Raw genomic sequence first — 19293 nt, forward strand, 5'->3', positions numbered from 1 at the left:
GGCCGTGAGCTGCAAGACCCCGCCCGCCCGCGGGCCGCTGCGCTACACCCTCGTCCTCACCGTCCTCGCCGCCGCCCTCGCGGCGGCGATGGTCGCCGGACTCGCCCTCGGGCAGGTCCGGATACCCGCGGCCCAGGTCCTCGGCATCGTCACCGGCGGCGCCGAACCCAGCCCCTTCCGCACGATCGTGCTCGACGTGCGGATGCCACGCGTCCTTCTCGCAGCGGTCGTCGGGGCCGGACTCGCGGTCGTCGGCACGGTTCTCCAGGCCCTCGTACGCAACCCGCTCGCCGACCCGTACCTGCTCGGCATCTCCTCCGGCGCGTCGGCGGGCGTCGTGCTCGTCATCGTCTTCGGCCTCGGCAGCTCCCTGGGACTGGCCACCACCGTCACCATGCCCGCCGGAGCCTTCGCCGGATCACTGCTCGCCCTCGTCCTCGTTTACACCCTGGCCCGCCGCGGCGGACAGATGACCGGCACCCGCCTCGTCCTCGCCGGCGTCGCCGTCGCGTACATCCTGTCCGCCCTCACCAGCCTCGTCATGGTCACCTCCGCGAAGCGCGAGCACTTCCAGGAGGCCATGTACTGGACCCTCGGCGGTCTCGGCAGCGCCCGCTGGGACATGCTGCCGCTGCCCGCCGTCGTCCTCGCCGCCGGAACCGCGCTGCTCGTCGCCCTCGCCAGGCCGCTGGACCTGATGCTGGTGGGAGAGGAGGGAGCGACGGTCCTCGGACTCGACACCTCCCGCTTCCGGGCCTGGGTCTTCGTACTCACCTCCCTCGTCACCGGCGTCCTCGTCGCCGTCTCCGGCGCCATCGGCTTCATCGGCCTGCTCGTCCCGCACGCCGCCCGCATGCTCGTCGGCGCCTCCCACCGCACCCTGCTGCCCGTCGTCGCGCTCGCCGGAGCCGCCTTCCTCGTCCTCGCCGACCTCGGCGCCCGCGTCATCGCCGAACCCCAGGACATCCCCGTCGGCATCCTCACCGCCCTCGTCGGCGGCCCGTTCTTCCTGTGGCTGCTGCGCCGCCGCCCCGAAGGAGCACCGGCATGAGCGTCCTGCGCACCGAAGGAGCACCGGCGTGAGCGTCCTGCGCACAGAAGGGCTGAGCTACGGCACCGACGGCCGCCACCTCGTCGACGCCGTAGACATCGAGGCCGGCGAGGGCGAGACCGTCGGACTCGTCGGCCCCAACGGCAGCGGCAAGACCACCCTCCTGCGCTGCGTCTACGGCACCCTCGCCCCCACCCACGGCCGCGCCCTCCTCGACGGCGAGGACCTGCACGCCATGGGCGCCAAGAAGCGCGCCCAGCGCCTGGCGACCGTCCCGCAGGACGGGCAGGCGGTCTTCGAACTGACCGTGCGGGAAGTCGTCGCGATGGGCCGCTCCCCGCACAAGAAGTTCTGGGAGGCCGACACCGCCGCCGACGCGGTCCTCGTACGGGACGCCCTGGAGCGGGTCGGAATCGGCGGCCTCGCCGACCGAGCCTTCCCCTCCCTCTCCGGCGGTGAACGCCAACGCGCCCTCGTGGCGCGGGCATTGGTGCAGCAACCCGCCCTCGTCGTCCTCGACGAGCCCACCAACCACCTCGACATCCGCTACCAGCTCGAAGTCCTCACCCTCGTACGCGACCTGGGCACCACCAACCTCCTCGCCCTGCACGACCTCAACCTCGCCGCGTACTACTGCGACCGCCTCTACGTCCTCGACAGCGGCCGGATCGTCGCCTCCGGCACCCCCAAGGAAGTCCTCACACCCGGCCTCCTCCGGCAGGTCTACGGCGTGGACGCCGAGGTCGGCAGCCACCCGACGACCGGTGCGCCGACCGTCGTCTACCTCCCGCCGTCCGCATAACGGAAGCATCCTGCTCGGCATGTGAGACCACATGCCGGGAAACGGGCCGGGAATCTATACGATGACCGCATGGTTGCCCATGACGTGACAGCGAAGACGACGCCGAGCAGCACCGTGCTGCTTGTTGCGCGCCTGCACGTCGACCTGTGCAGGCTCGACAGCGCCATCTGTACGGCCTGAAGCACCGCACGTCTGCGAACACGCATGCCCCCGCGCGGGGGGACGAGCCGCCGCGCGCCCTTCACGCACGTACAACGCCCTCCCGACAGGAGCCCACGCCATGGCCATCGAGGTCCGCATCCCCACCATCCTCCGCACCCACACCGACGGCGCGAAGGCCGTCGAAGGCAGCGGCGACACCCTCGCCGACCTCTTCGCCGACCTGGAGACCCGCCACGCCGGCATCCAGGAGCGCATCGTGGAGAAGGACAAGGGCCAGCTGCGCCGCTTCGTCAACGTCTACCTCAACGACGAGGACGTCCGCTTCCTCGACGGCATCTCCACCAAGCTCGCCGACGGCGACAGCGTGACGATCCTGCCCGCCGTCGCGGGCGGCTCCCGCTGACATGCGCTACGACTCCCCGCTCGCCGCCGTGGGCAACACCCCCCTCGTACGGCTGCCCCGCCTCTCGCCCTCCGACGACGTACGGATCTGGGCGAAGCTGGAGGACCGCAACCCGACCGGCTCCATCAAGGACCGCCCCGCGCTCCACATGGTCGAACAGGCCGAGAAGGACGGGCGGCTGACACCCGGCTGCACCATCCTGGAGCCGACCAGCGGCAACACCGGCATCTCCCTGGCCATGGCCGCCCGGCTCAAGGGCTACCGCATCGTCTGCGTCATGCCCGAGAACACCTCCCGGGAACGCCGCGACCTGCTCACCATGTGGGGTGCGGAAATCATCCCGTCCCCCGCGGCGGGCGGCTCCAACACGGCCGTACGGGTCGCCAAGGAACTCGGCGCGAAGAACCCCGACTGGGTGATGCTCTACCAGTACGGCAACCCCGACAACGCCGGCGCCCACTACGCCACCACCGGCCCCGAGATCCTCACCGACCTCCCCGCGATCACCCACTTCGTCGCGGGCCTGGGCACCACCGGCACCCTCATGGGCGTCGGCCGCTACCTCCGCGAGCACAAGCCCGACGTGAAGATCGTCGCCGCCGAACCGCGCTACGACGACCTCGTGTACGGCCTGCGCAACCTCGACGAGGGCTTCGTCCCCGAGCTGTACGACGCCTCCGTCCTCACCACCCGCTTCTCCGTCGGCTCCGCCGACGCCGTCACCCGCACCCGCGAACTCCTCCAGCAGGAGGGCATCTTCGCGGGCGTCTCCACGGGAGCCGCCCTGCACGCGGCGATCGGCGTCGGGAAGAAGGCGCTCAAGGCGGGGGAGAGCGCCGACATCGTCTTCGTCGTCGCCGACGGCGGCTGGAAGTACCTCTCCACCGGCGTCTACACCGCCCCCACCACCGAGGCCGCCATCGACACCCTGCAGGGCCAGCTCTGGGCCTAGGCCCCGGCAGCCATGCACACGAGAAGGGGTCCGGCACACCACACGGTGTGCCGGACCCCTTCACGCACGTACGGCAGGACTCAGCGCGCGGACGGCACCCGCGCCCCCGCCACCTCGACCGACGGCGGCACGTCCGGCGACGCGTTCCACCTGCGGCGCAGCCGCTGCGGCAGCTTCCGGTTCAGCCACTGCGCGGCGGGCTCCTCCACGTAGTGGAACAGCGCCCAGGACATCGCGGTTACCACCAGACCCACACCCAGCAGGTCGAACAGCACACTGTTGTCGTCCCCGGCCCGGCCCCACGCGTACGTCGCGAGCCGGGACACCGAGTGGTGCAGCAGGTAGAAGCCGTAGCTCCAGGCGCCCAGCAGGATCAGTACCGGCTGGTTCAGGACGCCCCGGTGACCGTTGATCTCCCGCTGGACGAACGCCACGATGATCAGCATCGACAGCAGCGCCATCACCGGCCGCACCGTGTAGTCCAGCTGCGCCACGACCGCATCCGGCAGCGACGCCCGACCCTGGTAGTACCCGTACACGAACACCCCGAGCAGCAGCACCGGCACGATGGGGCGCATCGGCAGCCGCCAGCCGCGTCGCACCGCCAGCGCGACGGTCATGCCGAGCAGGAACTGCGGCAGGTAGACCAGCGGGTTGCGCATGATCCAGCCCTCGCCGGGACCGGAGAAGTTGGCCGCCGCCCACCAGTTCACCGCCCACATGCCGACCAGACCGGCCGCGGTCGCCAGCGCCAGCGTCCGGGTGCGGTACCGCACCGCGATGCGCGCGGCCAGCGGGAACAGGGCGTAGAAAAGCAGCTCGACGCTGAGCGTCCAGGTCACCTCGTTGCCCGGCAGCGTCGGCGTCACGCCCGGGAACCAGGTCTGCACGAGGAACAGCGAGGCCAGCAGGCTCGGCCAGTCGATGTGCTCGTGCGCGGCGATGTAGTACGCGTACACACCGAGGACGGCGGCTACCAGGGAAGCCGGCCAGATCCGCGCCATACGCCGCCAGTAGAACGCGAGCGGGTGCTCCTGCGGCTTGAAGACCCAGGTCAGCAGGAAGCCGGAGAGCACGAAGAAGAAGGTGACTCCGTGCCCGCCGATCATCGAGTACGGGAAGAGCGCGGGCGCGGTTCCGTAGCCCGTGCCCTTGCCGTGCCCGGAGAAGTGATGGGCGAAGACCGCGAAGGCGGCGAAGAATCTCAGACTGGTGAGTGAGTCGAGCCGATTCGGCAGCGCCGTGGGGGACGCGGAGGACCGAAAGGGCGGGACGAGGCTAGGACGGGGAGCGGTGAGCGTCGCAGTCACAGGCTTCTCAGTACGTCGGGGACATGGGGGAGGAGCAAAAGTTGTGCGCAAGTCGTGCTCTGTCGTGACCAGGAATGAACGGTTGTGTTGACGGGCTGAAAGCGCCCTCTGGTCCGATGGCGCACCAGGCTAACGCCCCCAAGGCCCCCGCCGCGCACCCGTCTTGATCTGTGCCGCCACCGGGGTACCCCCCCGCTTCGGCATCCCGCTGTTCAGTCACCGCGCCAACGCATCCCCCGTACCCCTGCGTCACCCGGGAGAGTGCGCGGACGAACACACCCGCGCCCCACACGTCGCACAGCCCGCAGTGGCCGCCCCCGACAGCTTTTACTGAGCCAAATGCCGCACCTTGTCCCACACCGTCGGATCCGCGACCCCCACCCGACGGCGGAACTCCTCCACCGCCACGTCCCGCAACTCGTCCGTCTCCAGGAAGCTCGGCCGCCCCTCGGCGTCCCCCACCGAACCCGGCGGCAGCGCGATCACACGCGAACGGTCGTGATGGTCCTTGCTCGTGATCTTCGCGACGAGCGCACTGTCCCCACGTACCGACAACACCAGACACGGCCGGTCCTTCGACCCGGGCCCGTCCTCGAACGGAACATCAGCCCACCAGATCTCCCCGGCCTGCGGCAAACGCCCGGACGGCTTCCCCGCCCGCCCCGGCTTCCCCGCCCTCCCGGGCCTGCGCCGCGGACCGGTCGGCCGCCCCGGCGGGCGAGTACGTCCCCAGGGACGGGTACGCCCGGCCCGGTTCCCGCGCCCCCATCCGTCGGCCAGCGCCGCCACCAGAGCCAGCACCACCACACCGAGCAGCGCCAACCACCACGAGGTATCCATGCGCCCGACGGTACCGGCGCCCCACCCCCGCAGCACCACGCACCCCGCCCCCGTAGCCCCCTTGGGCGGCGGGGCCGCCCCCCGGGGGGGAACGGGCGGGCATGGGGGCGGCCCCCACCGCACGGTGCACCCCACGCCCCCCAACCGCCCTCCCGCCCCACCCACCGCACCCCCACCCCGGGCCGCCCCCTCGTCCTCCCAACCCCACACCCCCCACCTCCAGTTCACGCCCCACCGCACGCCCCCCGATCCGGTGACACCCCAGGTGAGTTCCCCCACAACCGCACACCGCCGAGGAGCGGCGGGCCCTGCCGCGCCTTACGCTCGACCCATCCGTGCGCTCCCCGCCCCGCGCCGCGCGCACGCCACCCCCTCCCCGCACCCGCACTCGGAGGTCACCGCTCAATGAAGCTCACCGTCGTCGGCTGCTCGGGGTCGTTCCCGTCCGTGGAATCGGCCTGTTCGAGCTACCTCGTCGAGGCCGACGACTTCCGGCTGCTCCTCGACATGGGCAACGGCGCCCTCGGCGAGCTGCAGCGCCACACCGGTCTGTACGACCTGGACGCGATCTTCCTCAGCCACCTGCACGCCGACCACTGCATCGACATGACGGCCTACTTCGTCACCCGCTACTACCGCCACGACGGCGGCATGGCCCCCACGATCCCCGTCTACGGCCCGGAGGGCACGGAGGAACGCCTCACCGCGGCGCACGGCTCCACCCCCACTTCCGACTCGATGAGCAAAGTCTTCGACTTCCACACGCTGAAGTCCGGGACCTTCGAGATCGGCCCCTTCTCCGTCACGACGGAGCGGATGCGCCACCCCGTCGAGACGTACGGCATCCGCCTGGAACACGAGGGCCGCACCCTCGCGTACTCCGCGGACACCGGCCCCTGCGAGGCCCTGCACACCCTCGCCCAGGACGTCGACCTCCTTCTGTGCGAGGCATCGTTCCTGCACGGCAAGGAGGAGCTGCCCGACCTCCACCTGAACGGCCGCGAGGCGGGCGAGCACGCGGCCCGTGCGGAGGCCGGCCGCCTCGTCCTCACCCATATCCCGCCGTGGACCGACGCGCAGCGCAACGTGCACGACGCCCGCGAGGTGTACGACGGGCCGGTGGACGTGGCCGCCCGGGGCGCGGTCTACGAGGTCTGACCCGCACACCGCGGTCCGACAGGACGCATCCCACGGCAGGACCCGTGCCACGGAACACGGGAAGGCCCCCGGAACCCAAGGGTTCCGGGGGCCTTCCCGTAAACAACAGTCAGTCGGCGAAGCCTACTTGGCCTCGGCCTTCTGCAGCTCGGCCAGCTCCTCGTCGGACTCGCGGCCCGGCGTGGGGATGTTGAACTTGGTGATGGCGAACCGGAAGACGACGTAGTAGATCACCGCGAAGCAGAGACCGACCAGCGCCAGCCCCAGCGGGTTGGTCGCCTTGCCGAGGTTCAGCAGGTAGTCGATCAGGCCGGCCGAGAAGCCGAAGCCGTCCTTCATGCCGAGGGCCCAGGTCAGGGCCATGGAGACACCGGTCAGTACCGCGTGGACCGCGTACAGGGCCGGGGCCAGGAACATGAAGGTGAACTCGATGGGCTCGGTCACACCCGTCACGAAGGCGGTCAGCGCCAGCGAGAACATCATGCCGCCGACGACCTTGCGACGCTCCGGGCGGGCGCAGTGAACGATGGCGAGGCAGGCCGCCGGGAGGGCGAACATCATGATCGGGAAGAAGCCGGTCATGAACTGACCCGCGCTCGGGTCACCGTGCAGGAAGCGCGCGATGTCGCCGGAGTGGGTGGCGCCGTCGGCCTGCCACGAACCCGCCTGGAACCAGGGGAAGGAGTTCAGCAGGTGGTGCATGCCGATGGGGATCAGCGCACGGTTGGCGACGCCGAAGATGCCGGCGCCGACCGCGCCCGAACCGACCAGCCATTCACCGAAGTTGTGCAGACCCGTACCGAGGACCGGCCAGATGAAGCCGAAGACGATGCCGGTGAGCAGACCCGCGAAGGCGGAGAGGATCGGGACCAGGCGGCGGCCACCGAAGAAGCCCGCCCAGTCGGGCAGCTTCGTCCGGTAGAACTTCTGGTACAGCAGGGCGACGATGATGCCCATCACCACACCACCGAGCACGCCGGCGTTGACCGGTGCGTCGTTCATGACGATCTTGCCGTCGACGACCGCGGCGACCTTCGGCAGGTTGCTGTCGGTGAAGGTGGCGAGCACCTTCTGGAAGACCAGGTAACCCGTGACGGCGGCCAGGGCCGTCGAGCCGTCCGACTTCTTGGCGAAGCCGATCGCGATGCCCACGGCGAACAGGATCGCCATGTTGCCGATGATCGCGTCACCACCGGCCGCCATGTATCCGGCGATCTTGGTGATGAACGTCGGGAAGTTCTCCCGGCCGAGCATGTCGTTCTGGCCGAGGCGGATGAGCAGCGCCCCCGCCGGCAGCACGGCGACCGGCAGCATCAGGCTGCGGCCGATGCGCTGCATGACAGCCATCACGCCTGCGCCCTTCTTCTTGTCGGCCGCGGGTGCGGCAGCGCTGGCCTGGGACATCTGATCCTCCATGGGGGCAAGGCGCCGCCAAGGACATGGAAAAGAGGGGGACGGCGGCGTCTCCGGGGGTTCACACGGCCGTACGATCGGGCCCGCGTGGTCTACACCACTCAGTGGTGTAGACCAGTTGTAACACGGTGAGGGCGGGATAAGGAACCCGCGAAAACGGTGGTGCGGGACATAGCGCCCCACAACGGACAAAGGCCCCCGGACCGCATGGGTCCGAGGGCCTGCGGGGGAGGGGTGGAGGCCCCTAACCCGTTGCCGTATACAGCTGGTTGCGGCGGGCGGCTACTTCACGTTCTCCCGCTCGATCTCCTCCTCCAGCTCCTCCGGCTCACGCCCCGGAGTCGGCAGGTTGAAGCGGGTGATCGCGAACCGGAACAGCACGTAGTACACCAGCGCGAAGCACAGCCCGATCGGAATGATCAACCAGGGCTTCGTCGCCAGCCCCCAGTTGATGACGTAGTCGATCAGACCGGCCGAGAAGCTGAAGCCGTCCTTGACACCCAGCCCCCACGTCACCGCCATCGAGACACCCGTCAGCACCGCGTGGATCACGTACAGCACCGGCGCGATGAACAGGAACGAGTACTCCAGCGGCTCCGTGATGCCGGTGACGAACGACGTCAGACCCACCGACAGCATCAGACCGCCCACCGCCTTCCGCCGGTGCGGCTTCGCACAGTGCGTGATCGCGAGCGCCGCGGCCGGCAGCGCGAACATCATGATCGGGAAGAAGCCGGTGGTGAACTGCCCCGCCGTCGGGTCGCCCGCCAGGAAACGGTTGATGTCACCGTGCACCACCGTGCCGTCGGGCCTGGTGAAGCTGCCGAACTGGAACCAGATCGGCACGTTCAGGAACTGGTGCAGGCCGATCACCAGCAGACCGCGGTTGGCGATACCGAAGATCCCCGCCCCCAGAGCGCCCAGGCCGATCAGCCAGTCACTGAAGCTCTCCAGTGCGTTGCCGACCGGCGGCCACACCCACAGGCACAGGGCCGCGAACGCGATCGCCACGAACGACATGATGATCGGCACCAGCCGGCGGCCGTTGAAGAAACCGAGCCAGTCCACCAGCTTCGTGCGGTGGTACTTCTGCCAGAAGTACGCGGCCAGCAACCCCATCACGATGCCGCCGAACACGCCCGGATTCTGGTACGCGAAGGCCGAGACCGTACCGTCCGCCGCCCGGCAGCCGGTCAGCACCGGCGTCCCACCGCCCTCGCAGTCCTTGGGGAACTGGCGCAGCACGTTGAAGTACACGAGGAAACCCGCCACCGCCGCCAGCGCCGTCGAGCCGTCCGCCTTCTTGGCCATGCCGATCGCGACACCCACGCAGAACAGCAGCGGCAACCCGATGTTCGGATCGAGCAGCGCACCGCCCGCCCCCGACATCACCTTGGCGACGTTCTCCCACCCGAGCCCGTCCTTGCCGAAAACATCCGGCTGACCCAACCGGTTCAGGATGCCCGCGGCAGGCAGCACCGCGATCGGCAGCTGCAGACTCCGCCCCATCTTCTGGAGCCCCTGGAACAGGCCGTTCCACCACTTCGGCGACGGCTTCGCCGAACTCTGCACACTCATGGACGTCCTCCCGGAACAAGCCGACCGGCACGGGTGTTGCACACTGGTGTAGACCAGTTGCGATACGGTCCCGGAGCACGAACGACCACGCACTACCGGTGATCGTCATCTTTCGTCACACCCACCCCACGCGCCCGAGAAGATGGGCCAACCGTGGGTTAACGTGACGAAGCGGCCAACGCTGGGCCGACGCGGCGTGACGCAGCGACCTTTGAACATTCAGGGAGAAACACATGGCCACCAAGGCTGAGAAGATCGTCGCCGGGCTCGGCGGGCTCGACAACATCGAAGAGGTCGAAGGCTGCATCACGCGCCTGCGCACCGAGGTCGTCAACCCCGACCTCGTCGACGAAGCCGCCCTCAAGGCCGCCGGCGCCCACGGCGTCGTCAAGATGGGCACCGCCATCCAGGTCGTCATCGGCACCGACGCCGACCCCATCGCCGGCGAAATCGAAGACATGATGTAGCCACGCGCCCCACCCGAAGGCCCCGAGGGCCCTGTACCCGCCACACCCGTGGCCGGAACAGGGCCCTCACCCCTTCCCCGGCCGACCGCCCACCCCCCACCCACTACGCTCGACCCATGTCTCGTATCGACGGCCGCACCCCCGAACAGCTCCGCCCCGTCACCATCGAACGCGGATGGAGCAAGCACGCCGAAGGCTCCGTCCTCGTCTCCTTCGGCGACACCAAAGTCTTCTGCACCGCTTCCTTCACCGAAGGCGTCCCCCGCTGGCGCAAGGGCAGCGGCCAGGGCTGGGTCACCGGCGAGTACTCCATGCTCCCGCGCGCCACCAACACCCGCGGCGACCGCGAATCCGTCCGCGGCAAGATCGGCGGCCGCACCCACGAAATCAGCCGCCTCATCGGCCGTTCCCTCCGCGCCGTCATCGACTACAAAGCCCTCGGCGAGAACACCATCGTCCTGGACTGCGACGTCCTCCAGGCCGACGGCGGCACCCGCACCGCCGCCATCACCGGCGCCTACGTCGCCCTCGCCGACGCCATCGCCTGGGGCAAGTCCAAGAAACTCATCAAGGCCAACCGCGAACCCCTCACCGGCACCGTCTCCGCCGTCTCCGTCGGCATCGTCGACGGCACCCCCCTCCTCGACCTCTGCTACGAGGAAGACGTCCGCGCCGACACCGACATGAACGTCGTCTGCACCGGTGACGGCCGCTTCGTCGAAGTCCAGGGCACCGCCGAGGCCCAGCCCTTCGACCGCAAGGAACTCAACGCCCTCCTCGACCTCGCCGCCGGCGGCTGCGCCGACCTCTCCGCCCTCCAGGCCCGCGCCCTGGCAACCGTGGACACCCCCGACGCGTCCTGACGGGCACGGGCGTACGGAACACCACCCGTACGCCCGGCCACCGTCGCCGCTCCCCGGGGAGGACCCGCACCATGCCGTCGTACGCACGCCGCACCGCCCTCGCCCTCGCGGTCACCGCACTCACCGCCACCGCCCTCGCCGGCTGCGGAGCCCTCGACAAGGCCATGGACTGCGGCCGCACCGCCACCACCATCGCCGCGAGCGTCAACCGCCTCCAGACCGCGGCCTCCGACGCCGCGAACGACCCCCTCGCCTCCCAACAGGCCCTGAACGACATCGACCGCGAACTCAAGACCCTCGACGACACAACGGACAACGCCGACCTCTCCAAGGCGGTCAAGGACCTCGGCGCCGGCGTCGACAACGTCCGCAAGGCCATCGACTCGGGCGACCCCAACCCCGACCTCACGCCCGTCACCGACGCGGCCGGCGAGATCGGCAAGGTCTGCACCCCGTAGGCCCGGCAAGTCCGGCGAGGTCCGCACTCCGCACTCCGGCGGGATCCCCGTAAGTCCGGCGAGGCCCGGACCCCGCAATACGGCGAGGCCCGCACCCCCGTAATTTGGACGGCATGACCCGCCTCATCCTCGCCACCCGCAACGCCGGCAAGATCACCGAACTCCGCACGATCCTGGCCGACGCCGACCTCCCCTACGAACTGGTCGGCACCGACGCCTACCCGGAAATCCCCGACGTCAAGGAAACCGGCGTCACCTTCGCCGAAAACGCCCTCCTCAAGGCCCACGCCATGGCACGCGCCACGGGCCTGCCCGCCATCGCCGACGACTCCGGCCTCGCCGTCGACGTCCTGCACGGCGCCCCCGGCATCTTCTCCGCCCGCTGGTCCGGCACCCACGGCGACGACCAGGCCAACCTGGACCTGCTCCTCGCCCAACTCGCCGACATCGGCCCCGAACACCGCGCCGCCCACTTCGCCTGCGCCGCAGCGCTCGCCCTCCCGGACGGCACGGAACGCGTGGTCGAGGGCACCATGCCTGGCACCCTCCGCTACGCCCCGGCCGGCACCAACGGCTTCGGCTACGACCCGATCCTCCAGCCGGAGGGGCACGAGGTGACGTGCGCGGAACTGTCCCCGGCCGAGAAGAACGCGATCTCGCACCGGGGGAAGGCGTTCAGGGGGCTGGTGCCGGTGCTGCGGGAGCTGTTGGGCTGAGAGGTGCGTCCATGAACGTCGAAGGGCCGCCCCGACCCCGGGGCGGCCCTTCTCTGGGTGCGGCCTGTGGGACTCGAACCCACCTAGTCCATAACGGACAAATCGGACCTAAACCGATCGCGTCAACCAACTGCGCCAAGGCCGCCCAGCCGTCAGCCATGTTACTCGGCTGACGGCTGGGCGGGCAGTGCGACGACTACGAAGCGGCTCGACTCCCTCCGCCTCTACGGCACCAGGTCTCCGTCAGGGCGTGGCAATTCGGACACGGGTGGCGCAAGTTCTCGGCGCGGTTGGCGAGCCAGTTGCCGTCGATGTGGTCGATCTGGAGGGTGATCGGTTTGCCGAGCCAGTGGCCCGAGTTGCCGCAGGATGCGCATGCATAGGGAACGTCGATTTCCGGTAAGGCGCGGTGCAGCCGGGAGCGGTTCGTGCGCCCGGAGCCTCCGGGCATCACCACCAGTATTTTGCGCGACACGGGCTGAGGCTTGTACACCGTCTCCTTGGTCCAGGGCCGTCGCGCGAAGTGGGTTGTGTCCAGGTCCAGTTGGCGTATCTTGCACCCCAGCTTTTCGCCTCCCGCGCCGCACGCTCCAGCAGCTCGGGCGTGTACCGGACCGCCATGTTCGTTCTCCCCTTCCCGGCCGCCCGTTCGCAGCCTCGTACGGAGAAAGGAACCGGTTGTCGGACAGTCACGTCCGAAATACGGAATGCCGTGCCCTACTTGGAGTGGGGCACGGCATTCCGGATACGGCGCGAAGCAGCCGGGATCAGAACTTCGGTTCGCGGGCCTGGGCCCCGACCAGTTCGGCGGCCTCTTCCTTCGTCTCGACGGACGGGGGCGAGCCTTCCAGGGGCTGCTGGGCCGTCTCCTTCATGCACGCGACCGCGATGATGCCGACCAGGGCGGCGGCCATCGAGTAGTAGGCCGGCATGAGGTTGTTGCCGGTCCAGGCGATCAGGCCGGTGACGACCAGCGGGGTCGTGCCGCCGAAGATCGACGCCGAGAGGTTGTAGCCGACGGACAGCGACCCGTACCGGACCGAGGTCGGGAAGAGGGCCGGGAGGGCCGCCGACATCGTGCCAAGCAGGCAGACCAGGGAGAGGCCGAGCATCAGCAGGCCCGCGATGACCGCCGGGATGCTGCCCTGGCCCAGGAGGAGGAAGGCCGGGAGGGAGAGCACGAAGAAGCCGACCATGCCGGTCATCAGCAGGGGCTTGCGGCCGTAGCGGTCGCTCATGCGGCCCACCTGGCTGATGATCACCATCAGGAAGGCCATCACGGCCAGGAGGATCAGGAGGCCGTGGGTCTCCGAGTAGCCGAGTTCCTTGGAGAGGTACGTCGGCATGTAGGAGAGCAGCATGTAGTCGGTGATGTTGTACGCGCCGACCAGGCAGATGCAGAGGATGAGGGCCGGCCAGTAGTCGCGGAAGATGCGGCCGAGGTCGCCCTTGGTGGACTTCTCGACGGCGTCGGCGGCCTCCGAGGCGCGTGCGTTCTGCGACTCCATCTTCTGGAAGGCCGGGGTCTCGTCGAGCTTGAGGCGCAGGTAGAGGCCGATCAGGCCCATCGGGGCGGCGACGAGGAAGGGGATGCGCCAGCCCCACTCGCGCATGACATCGTTGCCGAGGAACGCGGTGAGTGCGGTGACGAGACCGGCCGCGCCGACGTAACCGGCGAGGGTGCCGAATTCGAGGAAGCTGCCGAAGAACCCGCGCCGCTTGTCGGGGGCGTACTCGGCGATGAAGGTGGACGCGCCGCCGTACTCGCCTCCGGTGGAGAAGCCCTGGAGCATCCGGAAAAGGATCAGCAGGATCGGGGCCCATATGCCGATGGAGTCCCACGACGGGATGAGGCCGATGGCGAGGGTGCCTATCGACATCAGGATCATCGTGAGGGCGAGGACCTTCTTGCGGCCGATCTTGTCGCCCATGGGGCCGAAGAACATGCCGCCGAGGGGCCGTACGAGGAAGGCCACCGCGAAGGTCGCGAAGGAGGAGAGGAGCTGGGCGGTTTCGTTCCCGGACGGGAAGAAGACGTGGCCGAGGGTGACGGCGAGGTAGCTGTAGATGCCGAAGTCGAACCACTCCATGGCGTTGCCCAGGGAGGCGGCCTTCACGGCCCGCTTGACCGCGGCATCGTCGGTGACGGTGATGTCGGAGCGGCGCAGGGGCGGGTTCTTGCGGCGCTGGATGGTGCGGAAGAGGGTGCGATGACGCTTGACCGCCTCGGGATCGTCCAGTCTCTCGGGGCCGGTGGGCGCCATGGTGCAGTTCCTTTCCTCGGACACGTATCCAAGGGTTACGTCTGCACCGTGGTGGCGGTTGCAAACGGAAGTCCTGCGGATTCGGGACTTCCGTCACGTGGCCGGGGGCCGGACGGCCCTTTCTGGAGGGCCGGGCTCCGGTCCTGGCCGGACCGGGTTGATCCGCGGCGGATGAGCCCGCGCCCGGTCCGGGCCGTCCCGCGCCCGGTCCGGGCCGTCCAGCGTTCTGCGTCCGGGCCCGGCCGGTCTCAGATCTTCAGGTCCTTGATGATCTTCGCGACGTGCCCCGTCGCCTTGACGTTGTAGAAGGCGTGCTCGACCTTGCCGTCCTCGTCGACCACGACCGTGGAGCGGATGACGCCGGTGACGGTCTTGCCGTACAGCTTCTTCTCGCCGAAGGCGCCGTACGCCTCCAGCACGCTCTTGTCGGGGTCGCCGACGAGGGTGACCTTCAGGGACTCCTTCTCGCGGAACTTGGCGAGCTTCTCGGGCTTGTCGGGGGAGATGCCGATGACGTCGTATCCGGCGGCGGCGAGGACGTCGAGGTTGTCGGTGAAGTCGCAGGCCTGCTTGGTGCAGCCGGGGGTGAGGGCGGCCGGGTAGAAGTAGACGATGACCTTGCGGCCCTTGTGGGAGGCGAGGGAGACGTCGTTGCCGTCGGCGTCGGGGAGGGTGAAGTCGGGGGCGGTGTCGCCGGGGGCGAGTCGCTCGCTCATGGGGCTCCTTCGTGCGTACGGTCCGCTGGTCGTGCGGCTGGGTGCGCATTGAGCGTAATGGGGGGTGCCGATGGGTGTGGGCGGGCAGGAGCTGACAGACTGCTCACGACGGATTACCGGACCGGACCACGGAGGCGGCGCAGTGTCGGAAGCCAGGACCCCTGCGCAGATCGAGGCGGACATCGTCCGCAGGCGCGACCAGCTCGCGGTGACACTGGACGAGATCGGTGTGCGGCTGCACCCGAGGACGATCGTCGGCGATGCGAAGGCCAAGGCGAAGTCGGCCGTGGACGAGACCGCCGGGCGGGCGTTCGTGGCCGTCAACCGCAAGGTCACGGACGTACGGGCGCAGTTCGTGGACGCGGACGGGGCGCCGCGGATGGAGCGGCTGGTGCCGGTGGCCGTGGTGGCGGTGGCGGTCGTGGGGCTGCTGGTGTTCTCGACGCGTCGTCGCGGGCGCTGAGCGGCTGGTGTGCCGTCGACGCGTCGTCGCGGGTGTGCGAGCGGGCCGGCGTGCTCTCGACGCGTCGTCGCGAGCGCTGAAGTCCGGGCGCTGAAAGCCCGAACGGCTGCGGGCCGAGTGCTGAAGTGTGCCGGCGCTCTTGTCCGTGACCCCTCTCGTGGGCGGCGCGGGTCCGGGCGGGTAGGTTGCGTGGCGTGAGCGAAAAGACCCATTCCCACGACGACAAGCTGCCGATCCGAATGCTGCACGACCGTGTGCTGGTCAGGTCCGACACTCCGGAGGGCGAGCGCCGTTCCGGCGGCGGCATCCTGATTCCGGCGACGGCCGCCGTCGGCAAGCGTCTCGCCTGGGCCGAGGTGGTCGCGGTCGGGCAGAACGTGCGGTCCGTGGTGCCCGGTGACCGGGTGCTGTACGACCCGGAGGACCGGGCGGAGGTCGAGGTGCGGGGTACCGCGTACGTGCTGATGCGTGAGCGGGACCTGCACGCGGTGGCCTCGGAGCGGGTGTCGGAGGACGCGACGGGGCTGTATCTCTGAGCCTGCCTCGGTGTCTTCGAGGCCGCCCCATCGTGTACCCGCCTCGGTGCTCCCGCCTCCGTGAGTCTGCGTCGGTGAGTGTGTGAAGGGCCTGGTGACCGTTGTCACCGGGCCCTTCCGTGTGCGCTTTGCTACCGTGGAGGGCACCCCGACGAGACGCGCCGTACCGGGCTCCGGGTCCCTTGTGGGCCCTTTCGCAAAGACGACGCACCCCGTGAGATTCCGCGTTTCTCGTTTCGGAGGTGCCGTCGTGGCATGGGTTCTGCTGGTCGTGGCCGGTCTGCTTGAGGTCGGCTGGTCGATCGGGATGAAGTTCACCGAGGGGTTCACCCGGCTGTGGCCGAGTGTGTTCACGGGTCTGGGGATCGTGGCCAGCATGCTGTTGCTTTCGCATGCCGCGAAGACGCTGCCTATCGGTACGGCGTACGGCGTGTGGGTCGGTATCGGTGCGGCGGGGGCGGCGGTGGTCGGCATGCTCGTGCTGAACGAGCCGGTCACCGCCGCCCGGATCTTCTTCGTGTGTCTGCTGCTGGTGGCCGTGGTGGGGCTGAAGGCGACGTCGGGTCACTAGACGTCGGCCCACTGAACGGCGGGCGGCGGGACGGCGGGTGCTAGTTCGGCGGGGCGTTTCCGTTGCCCGCCGGGCGCCGGTTGCCGCCTCCGGTGTTGCCGTCCCCGCCGTCGCCTCCGCCGAGGAGGCCGCCGACGGGGTTGTCGATGCCGCCGGTGGTGTCGGCGCCGCCGGTGGCGGTGCCTCCCGTGGCGTCGGCGCCGCCGTCGGTGGTGGCGCCCGTGGTGGCGTCGCCTGTGGTGGCGTCGTCGCCGGTGGTTCCGCCCGCGGGGTTGCCGCCGGTGGTGTCGGTGCCGCCGGTGTTGGCCTGGCCGCCCTGCTGTTGGCCGCCGTCGGTCGCCGTGCCGCCGTTGTCGCCGTCGGGGTCCTGGTCGCCGCCGGTGGCGCCGTCCTGCGGCGGGGTGGCGGGCTGTTCCCGGCTGGGCGGGGGGTCGACGGGGGCTTCGGCGCCCGCTTCGATTTCCAGGTCGAAGGTCTTGGCCTCGGTGCCCTTGAGGGCGTCGGCCGTGTACTGGGCCCAGGTTTCGGCGGGTGCGCCGCCGCCGTTGACGCGTCGCTGGCCCAGGGCTCCGTACAGCGGTTTCTGTACGGCGGTGTCGGGGTCGGCGCCCATGACGGCGACGACGGTGGCGAGGTCGGGGGTGTAGCCGGCGAACCAGGCGGCCTTGTCCTCCTCGGCGGTGCCGGTCTTGCCTGCGGCGGGGCGGCCGACCGCCTTGGCGGCGGCTCCGGTGCCGCCGTCGACGACGCTCTGGAGGATGGAGGTGGTGGTGTCGGCCGCGGTGCGGGAGACGACCTGCTTGGTCTCCTGCCGGGGGAGGGCGAGGTCGGTGCCGTTCTTGGAGATCTTGGTGACGAGGGAGTGGGCGCCGCGTTTGCCGTGGTTGGCGAGGGTGGCGTACGCCTCGGTCATGTCGAGGACGCTGGCGGTGGCGACGCCCAGGGAGATCGAGGGGTAGGCGTTCAGTTCCGGGGTGTTCTCGGGGATGCCGAGGGCGACGGCGGTGTCCTTGACCTTCTTCGGGCCGACGTCGACGGCCATCTGTGCGTACACGGTGTTGACGGACCTGTCCGTGGCGGTGCGTACGGTGATCTGTCCGTAGGAGCGGTCGTCCTCGTTCTCTGGGGCGAAGGGGATGGCGGAGCCTTCGACGGGGCGCTTGTTGGTGCCGTCGTACATGGTGTTGGGGGTGATGGGGGCGCCGGCCTGGGTGGTGGAGCCGTTCTCGACCGCGGCGGTGAAGACGAACGGCTTGAAGGTGGAGCCGACCTGGAAGTCGCGGCGGGTGGCGTTGGAGACGTACTGCTTGGTGTAGTCGATGCCGCCGTACAGGGCGACGACGTTGCCGGTGGCCGGGTCGATGGAGGCGCCGCCGACGCGGACGTTGCGGTCAGCCTTGTTGTCCTTGTCGGTCTTCTTCATGACCTTGTCGGTGACGGCTTTGACGAAGGCGTCCTGGCGGGGCTTCTCCAGGGTGGTGGTGATGCGGTACCCGCCGGTGCTGAGGGTTTTCTCGTCGATGACGTTTCTGTCGGTGAGGTAGTCCTCGACGGCTTGGACGATGTAGCCGCGCTGGCCGGAGAGGCCGGAGGCGGGCTTGGCCTGCTGCGGCTGCGGGAACTTGATCTTGGCGCGGTCGGCCTGCTTGAGCCAGCCCTCCTTGACCATGCCGTCCAGGACGTAGTTCCAGCGGGCGAGGGCCTGGCCGCGGTTTTCGGGGTGGGTGGCGACGTCGTAGGCGTTGGGGGAGTTGAGCAGGGAGGCGAGGTAGGCCCCCTCGGGGGCGCCCAGGGCTTCGATGTCCTTGCCGTAGTAGGCCTGGGCGGCGGCCTGGATGCCGTATGCGTTGCGGCCGAAGTAGCTGGTGTTGAGGTAGCCCTCCAGGATGTCGTCCTTGGACGACTCGCGGTTGAGCTTGATCGCGATGAAGAACTCCTTCACCTTGCGGGTGATGGTCTGTTCCTGGCCCAGGTAGTAGTTCTTCACGTACTGCTGGGTGATGGTGGAGCCGGACTGCTTGCCCTTGCCGGTGAGGGTGTTCCAGGCGGCGCGGACCATGGCCTGGGGATCCACGGCGGGTTCGCCGTAGAAGCCGCGGTCCTCGGCGGCGAGGACGGCGCGCTGGACGGGCTTGGGGATCTGGTCGAGTCTGACGTTCTGCCGGTTGACCTCGCCGTCGCGGGCGAGGGGGGTGCCGTCGGCGTACAGGTAGACGTTGGACTGGGCGGTCGCGGTGTCGTTCGCGGCGGGGATCTTGACCATGGTGTAGCCGGCGACGAACGCGCCGCAGAGCAGGAGGGCGACGAGCAGGAAGGCGCCGAGGAGCATCCGCCAGGTGGGGACGAGCCGTCGCCAGCCGGTGCGCCCGGGGCGCTTCTCCTTGTTCTTCTTGCCGGTGCCGGCCGCCTCGTCGGTGGCTTCGGAGTCGTCGGGGTGGGAGGCCGGGTCCGGGGCCGGGACGGAGGGGTCGCGGGGGGACCAGCCCGGCTGCTGCTGTGGCTCGTCGCTCATGCCTGTGGAGACTCCTCGGACGCGGCCAGAGGTTCACTCTCCGGCATAACGGTGTCGT

At 69.6% G+C, this 19293-nt stretch carries 21 protein-coding genes, 1 tRNA gene and 1 riboswitch; of the genes, 13 read left to right on the forward strand and 9 right to left on the reverse strand.

The window, feature by feature from the left end; all coding sequences use genetic code 11:
* Window positions 1-4 precede the first annotated feature (4 nt).
* The 5 genes from HNQ79_RS16730 (at window position 5) to HNQ79_RS16745 (ending at window position 3370) form a co-directional block, all read left to right on the forward strand.
* Window positions 5-1051 (forward strand): FecCD family ABC transporter permease, encoded by a 1047-nt coding sequence (locus HNQ79_RS16730; RefSeq protein ID WP_185031793.1) that lies wholly within the window; start codon window positions 5-7, stop codon window positions 1049-1051.
* 28 nt (window positions 1052-1079) lie between these two features.
* A complete protein-coding gene (locus HNQ79_RS16735) occupies window positions 1080-1853 on the forward strand; it encodes an ABC transporter ATP-binding protein (protein WP_185031795.1) in 774 nt (257 codons plus the stop codon).
* Window positions 1854-1922: 69 nt separating this feature from the next.
* Window positions 1923-2033: a putative leader peptide gene (locus HNQ79_RS34535; protein ID WP_311772298.1), complete on the forward strand. Its 111-nt coding sequence runs from the start codon at window positions 1923-1925 to the stop codon at window positions 2031-2033.
* Between the two features lie 100 nt (window positions 2034-2133).
* Complete coding sequence (locus tag HNQ79_RS16740) at window positions 2134-2418, forward strand: MoaD/ThiS family protein (RefSeq protein WP_185031796.1); 285 nt, start codon at window positions 2134-2136, stop codon at window positions 2416-2418.
* Window position 2419: 1 nt separating this feature from the next.
* A complete protein-coding gene (locus HNQ79_RS16745) occupies window positions 2420-3370 on the forward strand; it encodes a PLP-dependent cysteine synthase family protein (protein ID WP_185031798.1) in 951 nt (316 codons plus the stop codon).
* 80 nt (window positions 3371-3450) lie between these two features.
* On the opposite strand, the gene HNQ79_RS16750 is transcribed toward HNQ79_RS16745, so the two are convergent.
* Together HNQ79_RS16750 and HNQ79_RS16755 are read right to left on the reverse strand one after the other, a co-directional pair.
* Window positions 3451-4680, reverse strand: coding sequence for an acyltransferase family protein (locus HNQ79_RS16750; RefSeq protein WP_185031800.1), 1230 nt, complete (start codon window positions 4678-4680; stop codon window positions 3451-3453).
* A 327-nt stretch (window positions 4681-5007) separates the two neighbouring features.
* Window positions 5008-5520, reverse strand: coding sequence for a type II toxin-antitoxin system PemK/MazF family toxin (locus tag HNQ79_RS16755; protein ID WP_185031802.1), 513 nt, complete (start codon window positions 5518-5520; stop codon window positions 5008-5010).
* Window positions 5521-5925: 405 nt separating this feature from the next.
* On the opposite strand from HNQ79_RS16755, the gene HNQ79_RS16760 reads away from it, so the two are divergent.
* A complete protein-coding gene (locus tag HNQ79_RS16760; RefSeq protein WP_185031804.1) occupies window positions 5926-6678 on the forward strand; it encodes an MBL fold metallo-hydrolase in 753 nt (250 codons plus the stop codon).
* A gap of 123 nt (window positions 6679-6801) precedes the next feature.
* Here the strand turns inward: HNQ79_RS16760 and HNQ79_RS16765 are convergent, their stop codons facing one another.
* Both HNQ79_RS16765 and HNQ79_RS16770 read right to left on the reverse strand, forming a co-directional pair.
* Window positions 6802-8082, reverse strand: coding sequence for a PTS transporter subunit EIIC (locus HNQ79_RS16765; protein ID WP_185031805.1), 1281 nt, complete (start codon window positions 8080-8082; stop codon window positions 6802-6804).
* Between the two features lie 291 nt (window positions 8083-8373).
* Window positions 8374-9669, reverse strand: a complete 1296-nt coding sequence (locus tag HNQ79_RS16770; RefSeq protein ID WP_185031807.1) for a PTS transporter subunit EIIC — start codon at window positions 9667-9669, stop codon at window positions 8374-8376.
* A gap of 233 nt (window positions 9670-9902) precedes the next feature.
* Here HNQ79_RS16770 and HNQ79_RS16775 point away from each other — a divergent pair, with 233 nt between their 5' ends.
* The 4 genes from HNQ79_RS16775 (at window position 9903) to rdgB (ending at window position 12173) form a co-directional block, all read left to right on the forward strand.
* Window positions 9903-10136 carry a PTS sugar transporter subunit IIB gene (locus HNQ79_RS16775; protein ID WP_185031809.1) on the forward strand — a complete coding sequence of 78 codons (234 nt, stop codon included), beginning with the start codon at window positions 9903-9905 and terminating at the stop codon, window positions 10134-10136.
* A 116-nt stretch (window positions 10137-10252) separates the two neighbouring features.
* Window positions 10253-10999 (forward strand): ribonuclease PH, encoded by a 747-nt coding sequence (rph, locus tag HNQ79_RS16780; protein WP_185031811.1) that lies wholly within the window; start codon window positions 10253-10255, stop codon window positions 10997-10999.
* Window positions 11000-11070: 71 nt separating this feature from the next.
* Window positions 11071-11457 carry a hypothetical protein gene (locus HNQ79_RS16785; RefSeq protein ID WP_185031813.1) on the forward strand — a complete coding sequence of 129 codons (387 nt, stop codon included), beginning with the start codon at window positions 11071-11073 and terminating at the stop codon, window positions 11455-11457.
* A gap of 113 nt (window positions 11458-11570) precedes the next feature.
* The gene (gene rdgB / locus HNQ79_RS16790) at window positions 11571-12173 is read left to right on the forward strand and encodes an RdgB/HAM1 family non-canonical purine NTP pyrophosphatase (protein ID WP_185031815.1); all 603 of its coding nucleotides are present in this window, start codon (window positions 11571-11573) and stop codon (window positions 12171-12173) included.
* 58 nt (window positions 12174-12231) lie between these two features.
* Here rdgB and HNQ79_RS16795 read toward each other — a convergent pair.
* From HNQ79_RS16795 to bcp, 4 genes are all read right to left on the reverse strand, one after another.
* Window positions 12232-12318, reverse strand: a tRNA-Leu gene (locus tag HNQ79_RS16795).
* A gap of 51 nt (window positions 12319-12369) precedes the next feature.
* Window positions 12370-12624 (reverse strand): zinc finger domain-containing protein, encoded by a 255-nt coding sequence (locus HNQ79_RS34955; RefSeq protein ID WP_446560379.1) that lies wholly within the window; start codon window positions 12622-12624, stop codon window positions 12370-12372.
* Between the two features lie 316 nt (window positions 12625-12940).
* Window positions 12941-14437 (reverse strand): glycine betaine/L-proline transporter ProP, encoded by a 1497-nt coding sequence (proP, locus tag HNQ79_RS16800; protein WP_185031817.1) that lies wholly within the window; start codon window positions 14435-14437, stop codon window positions 12941-12943.
* A gap of 248 nt (window positions 14438-14685) precedes the next feature.
* The gene (gene bcp / locus HNQ79_RS16805; protein ID WP_185031819.1) at window positions 14686-15153 is read right to left on the reverse strand and encodes a thioredoxin-dependent thiol peroxidase; all 468 of its coding nucleotides are present in this window, start codon (window positions 15151-15153) and stop codon (window positions 14686-14688) included.
* A 142-nt stretch (window positions 15154-15295) separates the two neighbouring features.
* On the opposite strand from bcp, the gene HNQ79_RS16810 reads away from it, so the two are divergent.
* The 3 genes from HNQ79_RS16810 (at window position 15296) to HNQ79_RS16820 (ending at window position 16723) form a co-directional block, all read left to right on the forward strand.
* Window positions 15296-15616 carry a DUF3618 domain-containing protein gene (locus HNQ79_RS16810; RefSeq protein ID WP_185031821.1) on the forward strand — a complete coding sequence of 107 codons (321 nt, stop codon included), beginning with the start codon at window positions 15296-15298 and terminating at the stop codon, window positions 15614-15616.
* A 194-nt stretch (window positions 15617-15810) separates the two neighbouring features.
* A complete protein-coding gene (locus HNQ79_RS16815) occupies window positions 15811-16152 on the forward strand; it encodes a GroES family chaperonin (RefSeq protein ID WP_185031823.1) in 342 nt (113 codons plus the stop codon).
* Between the two features lie 125 nt (window positions 16153-16277).
* Window positions 16278-16364, forward strand: a riboswitch (guanidine-III (ykkC-III) riboswitch).
* Between the two features lie 38 nt (window positions 16365-16402).
* Window positions 16403-16723: a DMT family transporter gene (locus tag HNQ79_RS16820; protein WP_185031825.1), complete on the forward strand. Its 321-nt coding sequence runs from the start codon at window positions 16403-16405 to the stop codon at window positions 16721-16723.
* A 40-nt stretch (window positions 16724-16763) separates the two neighbouring features.
* On the opposite strand, the gene HNQ79_RS16825 is transcribed toward HNQ79_RS16820, so the two are convergent.
* Complete coding sequence (locus HNQ79_RS16825) at window positions 16764-19235, reverse strand: transglycosylase domain-containing protein (RefSeq protein ID WP_185031827.1); 2472 nt, start codon at window positions 19233-19235, stop codon at window positions 16764-16766.
* Window positions 19236-19293 lie beyond the last annotated feature (58 nt).

The sequence above is a fragment of the Streptomyces candidus genome, assembly GCF_014207445.1.
GTDB classification, from domain to species: Bacteria; Actinomycetota; Actinomycetes; order Streptomycetales; family Streptomycetaceae; genus Streptomyces; species Streptomyces candidus.